The sequence below is a fragment of the Flavobacterium sp. 20NA77.7 genome (genome assembly GCF_031326205.1).
GTDB lineage: Bacteria > Bacteroidota > Bacteroidia > Flavobacteriales > Flavobacteriaceae > Flavobacterium > Flavobacterium nakdongensis.
Genome location: NZ_CP133721.1, coordinates 471,207 through 486,982, shown reverse-complemented (window position 1 = coordinate 486,982; position 15,776 = coordinate 471,207). Strand labels below are relative to the sequence as shown.

General features: G+C 31.5%; 14 protein-coding genes and 1 tRNA gene. 7 read left to right on the top strand and 8 right to left on the bottom strand.

All coding sequences use genetic code 11. The features are described from left to right. Position 1: 1 nt before the first annotated feature. Positions 2 to 1,009: a PorP/SprF family type IX secretion system membrane protein gene (locus RF683_RS02170; RefSeq protein ID WP_309532587.1), complete on the top strand. Its 1,008-nt coding sequence runs from the start codon at positions 2 to 4 to the stop codon at positions 1,007 to 1,009. Positions 1,010 to 1,399: 390 nt separating this feature from the next. Here RF683_RS02170 and RF683_RS02165 read toward each other — a convergent pair whose 3' ends face one another. From RF683_RS02165 to RF683_RS02155, 3 genes are all read right to left on the bottom strand, one after another. Next, the gene (locus RF683_RS02165) at positions 1,400 to 2,428 is read right to left on the bottom strand and encodes a WD40/YVTN/BNR-like repeat-containing protein (RefSeq protein ID WP_309532586.1); all 1,029 of its coding nucleotides are present in this window, start codon (positions 2,426 to 2,428) and stop codon (positions 1,400 to 1,402) included. Then, on the bottom strand, positions 2,428 to 3,288 hold the full coding sequence (locus RF683_RS02160; RefSeq protein ID WP_309532585.1) for an RHS repeat-associated core domain-containing protein: 861 nt from the start codon (positions 3,286 to 3,288) through the stop codon (positions 2,428 to 2,430). Before RF683_RS02160 ends, RF683_RS02165 begins: the two co-directional genes overlap by 1 nt. A 496-nt stretch (positions 3,289 to 3,784) precedes the next feature. Then, a tRNA-Met gene (locus tag RF683_RS02155) sits at positions 3,785 to 3,857 on the bottom strand. Between the two features lie 115 nt (positions 3,858 to 3,972). On the opposite strand from RF683_RS02155, the gene RF683_RS02150 reads away from it, so the two are divergent. From RF683_RS02150 to RF683_RS02125, 6 genes are all read left to right on the top strand, one after another. Continuing rightward, positions 3,973 to 4,350, top strand: coding sequence for a hypothetical protein (locus tag RF683_RS02150; RefSeq protein WP_309532584.1), 378 nt, complete (start codon positions 3,973 to 3,975; stop codon positions 4,348 to 4,350). Between the two features lie 68 nt (positions 4,351 to 4,418). After that, positions 4,419 to 6,920, top strand: a complete 2,502-nt coding sequence (locus RF683_RS02145) for a YbcC family protein (RefSeq protein WP_309532583.1) — start codon at positions 4,419 to 4,421, stop codon at positions 6,918 to 6,920. A 1-nt stretch (position 6,921) separates the two neighbouring features. Further along, a complete protein-coding gene (locus tag RF683_RS02140) occupies positions 6,922 to 8,793 on the top strand; it encodes a proton-conducting transporter transmembrane domain-containing protein (protein WP_309532582.1) in 1,872 nt (623 codons plus the stop codon). Positions 8,794 to 8,811: 18 nt separating this feature from the next. Further along, on the top strand, positions 8,812 to 10,440 hold the full coding sequence (locus RF683_RS02135; RefSeq protein ID WP_309532581.1) for a SulP family inorganic anion transporter: 1,629 nt from the start codon (positions 8,812 to 8,814) through the stop codon (positions 10,438 to 10,440). Between the two features lie 32 nt (positions 10,441 to 10,472). Next, positions 10,473 to 11,243 (top strand): DUF2490 domain-containing protein, encoded by a 771-nt coding sequence (locus tag RF683_RS02130; RefSeq protein ID WP_309532580.1) that lies wholly within the window; start codon positions 10,473 to 10,475, stop codon positions 11,241 to 11,243. 7 nt (positions 11,244 to 11,250) lie between these two features. Continuing rightward, entirely contained in the window at positions 11,251 to 11,973 is a 723-nt protein-coding gene (locus RF683_RS02125) for a hypothetical protein (protein WP_309532579.1), read from the top strand. Between the two features lie 56 nt (positions 11,974 to 12,029). On the opposite strand, the gene groL is transcribed toward RF683_RS02125, so the two are convergent. From groL to RF683_RS02100, 5 genes are all read right to left on the bottom strand, one after another. After that, positions 12,030 to 13,655, bottom strand: coding sequence for a chaperonin GroEL (gene groL / locus RF683_RS02120; RefSeq protein WP_309532578.1), 1,626 nt, complete (start codon positions 13,653 to 13,655; stop codon positions 12,030 to 12,032). Positions 13,656 to 13,707: 52 nt separating this feature from the next. After that, positions 13,708 to 13,983: a co-chaperone GroES gene (locus tag RF683_RS02115; protein ID WP_309532577.1), complete on the bottom strand. Its 276-nt coding sequence runs from the start codon at positions 13,981 to 13,983 to the stop codon at positions 13,708 to 13,710. Between the two features lie 142 nt (positions 13,984 to 14,125). After that, complete coding sequence (gene secG, locus RF683_RS02110) at positions 14,126 to 14,467, bottom strand: preprotein translocase subunit SecG (protein WP_309532576.1); 342 nt, start codon at positions 14,465 to 14,467, stop codon at positions 14,126 to 14,128. Between the two features lie 6 nt (positions 14,468 to 14,473). Next, the gene (locus RF683_RS02105; RefSeq protein ID WP_309532575.1) at positions 14,474 to 15,268 is read right to left on the bottom strand and encodes a tetratricopeptide repeat protein; all 795 of its coding nucleotides are present in this window, start codon (positions 15,266 to 15,268) and stop codon (positions 14,474 to 14,476) included. Between the two features lie 4 nt (positions 15,269 to 15,272). Continuing rightward, complete coding sequence (locus RF683_RS02100; protein ID WP_309532574.1) at positions 15,273 to 15,776, bottom strand: LptE family protein; 504 nt, start codon at positions 15,774 to 15,776, stop codon at positions 15,273 to 15,275.

The window sequence follows — 15,776 nt, the reverse complement described above, 5'->3', positions numbered from 1 at the left end:
TATGATGAACTTAAAATATATACTTCTTTTAATATTAACGCTTTTGAGTGTTGAAAGTAAAGCTCAAGACCCTATTTTTACTCAATATTTCTTAGTCCCCGAAACTATTAATCCTGGATTTACAGGTTTTCTTGAAACCACAAGTGCAGGAATTATTCATCGTACTCAATGGCCCGATTTGAATCTTAAAGTAGATACCGATTATGCTTATTTTAGTACTTGGGCAGAAAATGCAAATAGTGGCATAGGTGTCAATTTTTTAAACCATAGAGAATCTTTTACAGGTTATGATTTTTTACAGGCCAACTTTAATTATGCCTACCGAGTAGAATTAGGCTATGATTGGTTTTTTAGACCTGGAATTGAAATAGGCTATGGCAGTAAAAGTTTTGGTTTCCAAAATGTAATTCTAAGAGACCAAATCAACATTACAAATGAAACTATTGCGCCACAAAGTATAGATCCTTTGCGTTTAAACAATCGCATTCACTTTATTGATATTTCTACAGGTTTATTGTTTTACAATGACAATCTATGGTTTGGAACGGCTATAAAACACCTCAACAAACCGAATATTTCTATGGCTCAAGAAGGAAATATTCCTTTAGACATGTTTTTTAATGTAAATGCTGGATATGAATTTGAACTAGCCGATTACTTAGATACCACTTTGTTCCCTTATGAAACCAGAATGATGGTAACGGCTAATTTTATGAAACAAGCAGAATACAACCGACTAGACATAGGGAGTAGTTTAATTTTTAATAATTTTATCATAGGTGCTACAACAGCTCTTAATCCTATGAAAAAAACACCAACGGGGCATTTTTTGACTTCAATAAACATATTTAGTGGTTTGCAATATGAAAACTTTAAAATTGGGTTCTCTTATGACATGAATACTACAAAAATAGGAAAAACAGGAGGTGTTTTTGAACTTGGACTTGTTTACCAATTTGATGTAGAAGCCAGAAAATGCTTTGGTTGTCCAAATTATTCCGTGAATTAAAAGTATATTTATTCTTAAATAAATAATACTACAATTTGTACTTTGATACATATTTGTAGCCAAAAACCACAACTTTTTATCGTTGTAGCTTCTTGCTTTTTATTACTTACCACACAGATTGACTTCGTCGAATTTCATTTCGTGCGGGAGCGGAGGGTTATTACTAAATCTGACCCGAGCCTAAAACGAACAGAACGAAGTTATACACGAGGTGTCATTTTTTTCCATTTTATTTGATTTAAGCCCTTTAAACATAAAAAAAGATGAACTATATAGCTCATCTTTTTTACAATTATTTTTAATTTTTATTGATTATCAACTCATTAAACACCTTAAAAGTGTTCATCACTAAATCTGTTACATTACCCTAAATCTGAAACACTACCAATCCTATAATAATACTATTTTTTGCATTCTTGCACCACCGCTATAGATGTATACAATATTATTAATTAGACAACTCGGACGAACATAATTAGGTTCATCTAGTTTTTTGATTTGCCAAGTTTTTCCTTTGTCTAAACTATAGAGTAAATCATATTCTGTAAATGCTCCCTTAATATTTCCAATAAATCCTATTATTGCTTTATCATTAGATTGTAAGTTTTCTACAATAGAGTAGTTTTTAAATTTTTTAATTGCTCTCGATTGTTTTGTATTTACATCATAGCTAACCAAAGAAATTTCATTATCATCATTCATTGTGTTGCCCGCAATTAAAATAGTATTCTTATCCTGTTTCGCAAGATTCTTAGGCTTAATGGGTAGTTTGATTTCCTGATTTGTTTTATTAATGTCTCCAAAATATGTTCTCTCTTTATCACTAAAAATAGCATAAGACATGCTTTTTAAACTTAAACCAAACAAGACATAATCTTTAATTTTAGCACTATCAACTCTTTGTTTGTTATCCAAAGAATATAAATTTATAGTATTCCAATTATTTGTATAAAAAACTTTCTCATTATCATTCCATAATGATGATATAGGATTTATTTCATTTAAATTTTTAACTTTATAATTTAAGATATTGAATTGTGTTATGTTGAATTTAAAATCTTCTCTTTCGTCACTTCTTAAAATATAAACATCATTATTAAACACAGTTGCTATGTCAAAATATTTATAGTTTAAAATTGAGTCTATTTTTTTCCAATTTTTTCCACCATCGGTGGTTTTGTAAATGGTTGCCTCGTCTGTTGATTTGGGAATATTATTTGGATTTTCTAATTCCTTTTCCGATAATTCTTCATATTCTGTATAAGTACCAAACAAATATCCTTCATTTTCTGTTTTGAAATACATATAAGAAAACGCTTGATTTACATCGGGTATTCCTTTACATTTTATCATATTCGCTTCGTCTTTACAACCAAACAAGAGTAAAAACAAGCTGTTTAAAACAATAAGCTTTTTCATTAGTCTGTTTTTATGGTTGGGATTTTTTCTATTATTTTATCAAGTATTGGCATTGCCTTATCAGGGTCTATACCTTCTCTTATAGCTTTTGCTGTAACCATAGCCTTTATTTTATCTTGATTAGCCAATAATTCAGCCCCTCTTTTTAACCCTTCCTTTGGATTGTCTAACCAATAATCGGTTAACTTACCCATCATCTCAGTTGCCTGTTTCATACCATCCTCACTGGTAAGGTCTTTAAAATTGGGTGTAAGTACAATGGCGACTAAATCAACAGTATTTAATTTATACAAACCAGCATTCCAATAGGCACCTACGTGTGATTTAAAAGCAAATTCTTTAAAATCGTTTCCTCCGTTTCTCAACTCAATTGTAGGATCAGCTTTTAACTTATCCTCAATAGCTACTTGTAGATTTCTACGAGCATTTACTAGCCATTGCTTACCTTGTTTAGATAACTGTTTATTTGTTTCATTTGTAAAACGATTTATATATTTATGACCATAATTTAAATAATAATTGTTTTTAAGAAATTCCGGATGTTGCTTAATATAATTAGGATTTCGATAAATAAAATTATTATATCTCCATTTATAGTAATAAGTTGAGCCTAAATTCATTTTAGGAAATGGTTTAGGTTTCATTCCATCAGGATCAACTAAATTAATTGGGTTATGATAACAATACCCGTAAGAATCCATAGTTTCTTCGACTAACGGATCCACACTTAACCAAACACTAATTTTAGGGTCATAATACCTCGCTCCATAATAGTAAAAACCGGTTTCCTCGTCTAATTCTTTGCCATTAAACTTATATGGGTTATTGTAATCTTCTGTATAGCTGTGCTGCTCAAACATAGTCTCTCCAAAAGGCAAATTTAAGAAAAATTATCTCACTTATTTTATTTTTTTTATAGGAGTTCGATGAATCTTCGATTTGATAAGGATTGCCACTACCGTCTGTTAAAATTGTACTTGTCCCTAAGTGGTCGTTATGGAAAAAGTAAATTCTTGAAGCGTTTTCTGCCGTTATTGTAGGGGCTGCTGTCTTACTTTTAGCTGTTTCTGTTGTTACATTAGCTTTTTTATAAGGTGCAAAACTAATTTTTTTAATCCCTTTTGCTTTTTGTTGTTATACTTTATGGTTATGTTAAATGCACAGAAAAATTTCTGCGCTAACGATTGTTTGTATCGGAGACTTAGAGTGTTCTGAAAAAAATTTTAGTGGTTTCAAATCAAAAACGTTTACGGTTTCGTTTACGTTTATTAAAATATGAATAATTTCGGACATAAAAAAACGGCTTTGAAAGTATCCAAAACCGTGATTTTCAATGTTTTAAAAAAAATTTTTTAGTAGCGGGAACAGGACTCGAACCTGTGACCTTCGGGTTATGAGCCCGACGAGCTGCCTACTGCTCTATCCCGCGATTTGTGAGTGCAAATATACAACATTTTATGACTACTACAAGTAAATATTAAAAAATTATTAAAATTTATCAGAAAGCAAAAAATAATAGTACATTTGCTCAACTAAAAAATGATATGCAAAACAAGAAAAATATATTTGTATTGTTGTTCCTTATTCCCCTCCTTTGGGCGATAAGCGCATTATCATATAGTGTTGATTTTAATGCCCAAAAAAAGGACACCTCATCAACATTTGTTTCTAAACAAAACTATTTCAATTCCACAATACAGAAGGCACCTCTTTCCTCAAAAAAGAACGACACTGTTTTAGATGAAACAGAACCTGAATTTGAAATTGAATTTGATTTATTTTATGATGATTTAGAATTTAATTTAGATCATTGTTACTTACTTACTGCAAAAAAATCCAATTATGCATTTTCACATTTCAGCTTAAAACATAAAGTACCGCTGTATGATTTGTTTTGCAATTGGAAATTTCATATCATATAATTAAATTCCATTCACACAATGCTTAAATATTTATGCATTGACGTAATAAATTAATTATATAAAATCAAATGAAAACAGATGTATTGAAATTTGTTGAAGACGATATTCTTCACAAATTAGCTCACTATTTGCCTGCGCAAAATCCGCTTAAAGATTTCGTGCATCACAATACGTTGCATGCTTTTCAAGACAAACCTTTTTTTGAAGCGCTACAAGAAGCTTCAGAACTATTTGGTTATAAAACATTTTTATCTCTTTATGACTTCAGAAAACTATACACTGAAGGTTCAATTGATAAGAATATTTTACTTTCCATTTTATCAAAAAGAAAAGGTGAAACACATGCAACACTATGGTTAGATAAACTTACACAACAAGTTTATGACGAATCAAATCATCCAAAAATTGGAAAATTACGTGCCAACTGGAAATTAAAATATGCCATTAACTTAGAGAAATCTACACATGGTTTATTATTTAGAATCCTTTGTAGCTACTTAGACCAAGGGATTTCTATGTGGCCCTTCCCTGTGCATCAAAAAGGATTTTTAGCTTCCTTAAAAGAATTAGACAAAAATGGAATTACAAGTTTTTTAGAAACACCTAGAGCTAAAAAATTTCTCCATGAAGATAAAAGCGTTTCAGAATTACTACATATCCTTGTAGGAAATGACTTGTATTTTGAAAATTATCTATTTGATCAGCAATTTTCACATCCAGGTTGGAGCGGAATGGTGGCTACTTTAGAACATAATCCTACCTCCTTATTAGATCAAAGAAAAATAACACTTCGTGAATTAATTGTCTTTGAATTACTATTAGAAATAGATGCATTGGATAAAAAGTTTGGTGAAAATTGGGCGCCATTAGCTACAAAAGTTGATTTTGACGCTGAAAATTTATTCGCCAAAGCAACCTATTCTGAATATTTCGATGTGCTAGCACTATGGCAAGAAGCCTATGAATGGAGTTTTTACAATCAAGTGCTTTATGGTCTTAAAAATTCCCCTAAAAAATCTGACGTAACAAAAACGCCAAAATTTCAAGGATTCTTTTGTATGGACGATAGAGAATGTTCTTTTAGAAGACACATTGAATTTTTAGAACCAAAAGCAGAAACTTTTGGTACAGCTGCATTTTTTAATTTTGAATTTTACTACCAACCCGTAAATGGTAAGTTTTTTACGAAATTATGCCCTGCACCTGTTACGCCAAAATATTTAATTAAAGAATTGCCAAGAAAAAAGAAAAAAGCAAATGATTTGCATTATCATAAGCAATCACACTCTTTATTTTTTGGCTGGATAATTAGTCAAACCTTAGGATTTACAGCCGCTTTAAAACTATTTTTAAATATTTTTAAACCAAGTATGTCTCCGGCAACTACTTCTTCATTTAAACATCTCAATAAAAAATCTAAATTGATTATTGAAAATGAAGATGCAAATGAAACAATTGATGGACTTCAAGTGGGATTTACTATTGAAGAAATGACTAATCGGGTTGAAGGCTTATTAAAAAGCATAGGCTTGGTAACTAATTTTGCGCCTATTGTTTATGTAGTTGGGCATGGCGCTACAAGTGTTAACAATACGCATTTTGCAGGATATGATTGTGGAGCTTGTTGTGGAAGACCAAGTTCGGTAAACGCAAAAGTATTAAGTTTTGCTGCAAATCATCAAGGCGTAAGACAGCTTTTAAAAGAAAGAGGTATTACCATTCCGGAAACCACACAATTTGTTCCTGCATTACATGATACCACAAGGGACGAAATTGCCTTTTATGATGAAGAATTGTTAAATGAAATTAATGCAGGACATCATCATCATTATAAAACAATTTTCGCAAAAGCTTTAGATAGAAACGCGCAAGAAAGATCTAGACGATTTGACACGATTAATTCAAATGATTCTATCAGTACTATTCATGATAAGATTAGAAATCGTTCTGTATCGCTATTTGAACCTAGACCCGAATTAAATCACGCCACAAATGCGATGTGTATTGTAGGAAGAAGAATTGTTTCCGAACAATTATTTTTAGATCGTAGATCTTTCCTTAATTCTTTTGATTATCGAGTAGATCCTGTTGGCGATTATTTGGCTGGTATTTTAGGCGCAGTAGCACCCGTAGGTGGCGGAATTAATTTAGAATATTATTTCTCTAGAGTTGACAACCACAAACTTGGCGCTGGTTCAAAATTACCACACAATGTTATGGGGCTTATAGGCGTTGCAAATGGAATTGATGGTGACTTACGTCCTGGACTTCCTAGTCAAATGATAGAAGTACATGACCCTGTGCGTTTATTAATTATTGTAGAGCATACACCTGAAGCCGTCAACTATGCTATTACAAAAAACCCTGCTACATATGAATGGTTTTGTAACCAATGGGTAAATTTAGTAGTCTTAAATCCTAATGACGGAGAATTATATCGTTTTGAAAATGAAAAATTTGAGCTATACCACCCTATTGAAGTGCCTATAAAAACACTATCAGATACATTACCTTACACACAAACAAGTAGTGAAAATTTAGCTATATGTTTAATTGATAAAACGAACTAAGATGACAAATGAATTTTTATTAGTATTTATTTTGATTCCATTAGCTGGGTTTTTTATCAGTTTTTGGCTTCCAGAAAAAAGAGAATCTCTTTTGTCTTGGACGGCTTTTGGAACCGTAGTTACGCAACTTGTAACATTATGTGCCTTCATCATTTATTGGATAAGTAATGGTGCACATAATCTTAATTTAATGGAATTATCTGTTGTAAAAACAACTCATTATGAGTTTTTTATAGATTTTTTCTTTGATAAAGTAACCGCTGTCTATTTGTTTATAGGCGCGTTATTAACCTCAATGATAACAACATACAGCAGGTATTACTTACACAGAGAAAAAGGGTATAAACGTTTTTTTATGACCGTTTTATTCTTCTTTTTTGGATATAATTTAGCCATTCTATCAGGTAATTTTGAAACCCTTTTTATTGGTTGGGAAATCATAGGAATTTCATCTTTCTTGTTAATTGCTTTTTATAGAGAACGTTATTTGCCTGTTAAAAACGCATTTAAAGTCTTTTCTATTTATAGAATTGGTGATGTGGGTATTATTTTAGCTATGTGGGCAAGTCATCACTTATTTCATGAAAACATTACGTTTATGAAATTACATAGCTACGAATTAGTTAGTGAACATTTGCAAAATCACACCTTAATTGGCTCGTTTGTTGCGCTTTGTATAGCCTGTGCAGCTGCTGTAAAATCTGCACAAGTGCCTTTTTCCTCTTGGTTGCCAAGAGCGATGGAAGGACCTACGCCATCGAGTGCTATTTTTTATGGTTCCTTATCGGTTCATTTAGGTGTATTCTTAATGTTACGCACATTTCCTTTTTGGGAACATCAAACTTCAATTCGAATTGCCATTGGTATAATGGGACTTGTAACAAGTATCTTAACCTCATTTATGGCAAGAGTACAGTCTTCGGTAAAAAGTCAAGTGGCTTATAGTTCTATATCACAAATTGGATTAATTTTTATCGAAATTGCATTAGGTTTTGATAATTTGGCCTTGTTCCACTTTGCAGGAAATGCATTTTTAAGAACATACCAATTGTTAGTGTCGCCTTCTGTTGTAAGTTACTTGATTAGAGAGCAATTTTATAATTTTCAACCTAAAGAACATACTTTTGAAGATTCACTACCAAAGAAATTTGAATATGCCTTGTACATTTGGAGTGTTAAAGAATTTAATTTAGAAAAATTAATTAACTTTTTACTTTGGAGACCATTAAAAATCATAGGTAAATCACTTGACTTTCTTAATTTTAAAAAGCTTATTTTGTTTTTCTTACCCACTTATTTCATTGGAGTGTTGTTTTATATCTTTCAAAAAGAAATTCCTGTTCAAGTTAAAGATTTCCTACCTGAAATATTTGCCTTTATCGGTTTAGTATTTGTATTCAAATCTTTTTCAGAACGAAAAAGTCCTTTTGTAGCTTGGTTATTAATTGTATTTAATCACTTTTGGATTGTTTTAGCTATTCTGTTTAATGAAAAAATAGATTTTTTTGAAGTAACGATGTATATCACAGGTATTTTGATTGCTGGAGTTTTAGGATATCTAGCTTTATTAAAATTAAAAAAATTAGAAAAAAGAATTCTATTAAATCAATATTTAGGACATGTATATGAACATCCAAAATTTGCTTTTTTATTTTTATTAGCTGCCCTAGGCGTAACAGGTTTTCCTATTACCTCAACATTCATTGGCGAAGACTTATTGTTTAGCCACATTGAAAGCACACAAATTTTATTAGCGTTTTTTGTAGCAAGTAGTTTTGTCGTGTCAGGGATTGCTGGAGTGAGAATATATACACGCTTATTTTTAGGTCCTCACATAAAAACCTATCATGAATTACCTTATAAATCATCTTAATTAAAAAACATTCAACATATGAATTCAAAAATTAAAAAATATATACCAGCTGACGGATTAGCTGGACTTAAAGAAAACTTTTCAGCTGACGCACTATCAGGATTTTTAGTGTTTTTATTAGCATTACCTCTAAGTATGGGTATTGCTCAAGCATCAGACTTCGAACCTATTTATGGTTTAATAACCGCACTTATAGGCGGTATTATCGTGTCTTTCTTTGCTGGTTCACTTTTAACTATTAAAGGTCCCGCTGCTGGATTAATTGTAATTGTTGCAGGATCTGTAGCAGAATTTGGCGGTGGCGAACAAGGTTGGAAATACGCTTTAGGAGCGGTAGTTGTAGCTGGCATTTTACAGGTACTTTTTGGGCTACTAAAATTCGGAAAACTGAGTGATTTCTTTCCACTTTCTGCTGTACACGGCATGTTAGCTGCAATTGGAATCATCATTATCAGTAAACAAATTCATGGTTTATTAGGTCAAAACCCTTTAACACCTGAAGGAAAACCAATGGTTGAACCTTTAGAATTAATTAGTGCTATTCCAAATACGTTGTCACATCCAAATGTTACAGCAATGCTTGTAGGCTTAGTAAGTTTACTGATTGTTTTTGGGTGGCCAATGTTAAAAAACAACTTTGCTAAAAAAATTCCAGCACCAGTAATTGTTTTATTAGTTTCAATTCCATTATCATTTGCATTAGGTTTACAAAATATAGTAGATGACAAAGGCATTCCAAAATATTTTGTTCATTTCGGAAAAGGATTAATAGATATTTTAGCTGTAAATGTTAGCTTTGGTGGTTTATCACAAACTGGAACCTTTATTAAATATGTTATTATGTTTGCATTAGTTGGAAGCTTAGAAGCACTACTAACTGTAAAAGCAATTGACATGTTAGATCCTTTTAAAAGAAAGTCTAATTACAATAAAGATTTAATTGCGGTAGGAATTGGTAATATTTTTGCTGGAATATTGGGTGGTTTACCTATGATTTCAGAAGTAGCTCGTTCATCTGCAAATGTTAATAATGGTGGCAAAACACGTTGGGCAAACTTCTTTCATGGATTATTTATTTTATTATTTTTAGTATTAGCCGTTTCTTTTAGCGATTTAATTCCAAAACCAGCATTAGCTGCTATGTTAATTGGCGTAGGATTTAAATTAGCACATCCAAAAGAATTTGCACACACATTCCATATTGGAAAAGAACAATTAGCTATTTTTTTGGTTACCATCGCATTAACTTTATTTGAAGACTTATTAGTGGGGATAGCTGCTGGTATGCTTTTGAAAATAATTATACATGTGGTTAATGGAACCCCTGTTTCTTCTTTATTTAAAGCGCCTACTTTAGTTTCATTTGAAGGAAACAACTATTTAATTGAAATAGATAAAGCTGCAGTGTTTACGAACTATTTAGGAATTAAAAGTAAATTAGACGCTATTCCAACAGGCTTTAATGTTACTATTGATTTGAAAAAAACAAAACTAGTAGACCACTCTGTGATGGAAAGCTTACACTTGTTTAAACATGATTATGAAAGTATTGATAATGGTACCGTTACTATTAAAGGACTAGAGAAACATCAACCATTATCTTCACATGAATTAGCGGGTAGAAAAAATAAATCTTCTAATCTTTAGGATTTTTAATTGCACTTAAAATTTAATTAAAAATGAAAAAGAACTTATATTACCTATTAGCTCTCATTGGGCTGATAGGTTTGTTATGCCCACATATTGCATTTAGTCAAGTAAAAACCAGTTATAATGACCTTTGGTTTCATTATGTTGGTAAAAATATGTTAAGCGAAAAAACCTCGTTTACACTTGAAGCTACTATGCGATATGCAGATGGATTAAATGAAAAACAACAATGGTTTATAAGACCCTCTCTTGATTATCAATTTAACAAAAAAATTATAGGAAGCGTGGGATACAGTCACTATAATACTTATGTGTATGGTAGCCCTGCTTTAAATAAAACATCAATTCCCGAAAACCACATTTGGATTCAAGGAACTTATTCTCATTTTATAAAAAGCGTAAAGCTTACTCATAGACTTAGAGATGAAAATAGATTTGTAGGTATTGCTGTAAAAGATAACAATACAAATCTATATTATATAGATCATTATGATTATAGAAACCGTTTGCGCTATATGATTTCGTGCACCATTCCTGTGATAAAAAAAGATAAGAACACATTAATTTTTGCAACAATTGGCGATGAAGCCTTTTTAAATATAGGAAGTAATGCGGGTGAAACTTTATTTAATCAAAATAGAATTATAGGCGGTATTGGTTATAATATTAACAAAAACAATCAAATTCAATTAAGTTATATTCAACAACACGTTTGGAATTATACAAACACTATTCAAGAGGACAATCCCACATTAAGAATATCCTATCTAACTTTCTTTGATTGGTATAGAAAAAAATAGTTACAGAATGAAAAGAATAATTAGTTTTTTATTTATTTTATCAGGAATTAGCATACATGCTCAACAAAATTATTTTAATGTTCCTAGTTCAGATATTACTGAAAAGAATAAAATATTTATCCAACATCAGATAAATATTGCATCTGATGTAATTCAAAATAACACAACATTTGATTTAGGTTTAGGAAATAATTATGAAATAGGTTTAAATGTAATAGGTTTAAATTTTGAAAAACAAAAGATTACTTATTCATTTTTTACAAGTAACATTGCTCCCTATTCCCCTTTTTTGATGGTTAATGCGCAAAAAAAAATTGCCTTAAATGAAAAATTTAGTTTAGCAGCAGGAATACAGCAAGGAATAAGTATAAGTAGCACTAAAAAGAATGGAGGCTATTATTATTTAAATAGTGTTTTTAAAAATGAAGCTATAGGACTAAAAATAACCTCAGGAATTTATTACGCAACTGATTCATTTGTAGGAGAAGGGAAAAGACTTTATTCAAAAAATGGATTAGGAATTCATTCCGGGATAGAAAAAAGTATCATTCATAAAAAAGTAGTATTCCAATCTGATTTTATTTCTGGTCAACACAGCCTTGGAGAACTTGTAATTGGGGGTGCTTATTACTTAAAAAAAGATTTAATACTTTCGGGCGGGTATCAATTACCTACTTTTAATAGTTTATCCAATAAATCCCTAGTTTTTGAATTAACATATAATCCGTAAAAGTAAAATCCCCGATTAAATCGGGGATTTTTAATTATAAATCAAATAGTTATTGATTACATCATTCCAGGCATTCCTCCTCCCATTGGCATAGCTGGGGAATCTTCTTTAATATCAATTAAAGCACATTCAGTAGTTAAAATCATACCTGCTACTGAAGCTGCATTCTCTAAAGCTACACGAGTTACTTTTTTAGGATCAATAATACCTGCTTTAAGCATATCTACATATTCACCAGATTTTGCATTATAGCCAAAGTCACCTTTTCCTTCAGAAACTTTAGCAATTACCACAGAACCTTCTCCTCCTGCATTTTCAACAATAGTTCTTAATGGAGCTTCTACTGCTCTATTGACTATTTGAATTCCTGTTGCCTCGTCCATATTTTCAGCTTTAATGCTATCTAAAATAGCTTTTGCACGAACTAAAGCAACACCTCCACCTGCAACGATTCCTTCTTCTACTGCAGCACGAGTAGCATGTAATGCATCATCAACTCTATCTTTTTTCTCTTTCATTTCTACCTCAGATGCAGCACCAACATATAATACCGCAACGCCTCCTGCTAATTTTGCCAAACGCTCTTGTAACTTCTCTCTATCATAATCAGAAGTTGTAGTTTCCATTTGTGCTTTAATCTGATTTACTCGTGCTTTAATATGTTCCGCATCTCCTTTACCATTAACAATTGTAGTATTGTCTTTATCAATAGTAATCGTTTCTGCTGTTCCTAACATATCTAAACTCGCATTTTCTAATGCATACCCACTTTCTTCAGCTATTACAGTTCCGCCAGTTAGAATAGCAATATCCTCTAGCATTGCTTTTCTTCTGTCGCCAAAACCGGGAGCTTTAACTGCTGCAATTTTTAGTCCACCACGAAGTTTATTTACTACTAATGTTGCTAATGCTTGACCATCTACATCTTCTGCAATAATTAACAATGGGCGACCTGATTGTGCTACTGGCTCAAGTACAGGAAGTAATTCTTGTAAATTAGATATTTTCTTATCGTAAAGTAATACGTATGGATTATCTAACTCTGCAATCATTTTATCAGCATTGGTAACAAAGTAAGGCGATAAATAACCTCTATCAAATTGCATACCTTCTACAACATCAACATACGTATCTGTCCCTTTTGCTTCTTCAACGGTAATTACACCTTCTTTACCTACTTTAGTAAAAGCAGTAGCAATTAATTCACCGATAGTATCATCATTGTTTGCTGAAATAGATGCAACCTGTTTAATTTTTTCAGAAGAATCTCCTACCGCTTCTGACTGTTTTCCTAATTGGTCAACAATTGCTTCTACAGCTTTATCAATTCCTCTTTTTAAATCCATTGGATTAGCGCCTGCTGCAACATTTTTTAATCCTTCTTTTACGATAGCTTGTGCTAAAACTGTTGCTGTTGTAGTACCATCACCTGCCAAATCATTTGTTTTAGAGGCAACTTCTTTCACCATTTGAGCGCCCATATTTTCTAATGGATCTTGCAACTCAATTTCTTTAGCAACCGAAACCCCATCTTTTGTAACTGTTGGGCCTCCAAAAGATTTGCTAATTATTACATTTCTTCCTTTTGGTCCTAAAGTTACTTTTACCGCATTAGCTAATGCATCTACACCACGTTTTAATCCGTCACGTGCTTCTATATCGAATTTAATATCTTTTGCCATTTTAATTTTTTTTTAGATGTTTAACGTTTAAAAGTTATTGTTTAGTCTATGATTAAATAATTGCATAGATTTCTTCTTCACGCATAATCAAATAATCTTTTCCTTCTAACTTAAGTTCAGTACCAGAATACTTACCATACAGAACAGTATCGCCAACTTTAACAGTCATAGTATGGTCTTTTTTTCCGTTACCAACTGCAACTACAGTTCCTTTTTGTGGTTTTTCTTTAGCCGTATCTGGAATAATAATACCAGATGCAGTAGTAGTTTCTGCCGCTATTGGCTCAATAACTACTCTGTCTGAAAGTGGTTGAATGTTTAACGACATATTTTTATATTTTTAAGTTAATAATTAATTACGAGTTCTTTTTTTCAGAAATTGTGCCAAAATAATTTTCTGCCATTTTTACTGAAAACAAAAATGCCAGCACTGACAGGCTGGCATTTTTATATCATATACTAATCCGTATTTATTTAGCAGGATCTGTTGCTGGTTTTGAAGCGGGTGTATTAGCTGGCGCTGTAGTAGGTACTGGTGCTGGTTTTGAAGCAGCATCTTCTACTAATTTTGAACCAGAATTTCCACTTGATGTACTTAAGCTTGATAATAAAATCAATACGATTAAAGCACCTCCCAAAACCCAAGTTGATTTTTCTAAGAAATCTGTTGTTTTTTGAACGCCTCCTAATTGACCTCCTCCTCCAAAAGATGAAGATAATCCGCCACTTTTAGGGTTTTGAACCATAATCACTAGGATTAATAAAAAACAAACAATTACTATTAGTGCTAAAAAAATTGTAAATGGTATCATTTTCTGTTAATTATTTTGTTGTAAAATTTTTATATCTTTAATTCGGTCTGCAAAGAAACTACTTTTTTCTGGATATTTCAAAATTAATATTTCATAAGCTTGTATAGCTTTAGCATATTTTTTTTGCTCCAAATATATTTTTGCTAATGTTTCGGTCATTATTGACGAAGATGTTTCATTGCTTCTAGCAATATTTATAGGCTCTGGCAAAGATTCTTTTGTTGGAGAAATTTTTGGACTGGCTTCAATAAATTTTTCAATTAGTTCGAATTTTTTTTCAATCTCTAATTTATTTTGCGAAGGTTTTTCAGCTTCTACTCGCTCAATGGGTGTAAATTTTGACAATTGTAACCATTCATTAAACGAATGGGTTTCATTTTTTTCAAATGCTAAAGGCTTTCCTATTTCTAACCTTTTCTCAGCTTGTGAAGTTATAGTAGCGTCTTCCGAAGCCGTCAAGCGAACTTCTGACGTGGTAGTATCTTCAACATATTCAAACTCATTAACTTCAATACTTTGCAAGGCAGCTTGAATGCGGTCATAATTTTCTTTTTGAAAAACTTTAAAATCATCTGACGAGATAAAATCAAACAACACACTTCTATCTGTGGTATGAGCCGCTGTTTTTTTTAACTCATAATTATATCTAAAACTATCTTGATTGTATAAGCCCTTTAAATACAACGCTCTTGCACTTTGGAAAAAAGGAAATTCATTAACAATCGTTTCTAACAACAATGTTTGTTTATCATTGATGCCTCGAGAGTTATTAAGAAGATATAAATAATCGTTACTGCTCATTATCTTACCATTTTGCTAAAGATTCATTAAAGACATCTTGTGTAATACGCTCATAAATTTCGTCTAGAGCCTTGTTTAGAATTGTTGCAGGAAGAACCGAAGCATCAAAATCGAAGAAAAATGAAAATCTTTTTTCAAAGTTATCGTCTTCTTTATTTTTATTTGAATACCTCACATTGACTGTAATTGTCATTCTATTTTGTGCTGCTTGTTGTTCTGAAGTAGCTGCCATAGGTGTAATCCTGTATTCTACAATTTCACCTTCATAAAGTAAATCGCCATTAGTGGAAACCAAATTTAAATTCGTTTGGTTTAGAATGGTATTTTGTAATTTTTGTGTAAATGTTCGCTCAATTCCTGGCTCAACAATGTCTGCCATGTTTTGAAAATAATTTACTTGAAATGTTTTAGCATCTATTTTTCCAGTACCTGTAAAATTATATTTTACGTTGCATCCAACTAATGTGAGTGACAACGCAAGTACTATATATTTTTTTAACGATTTCAT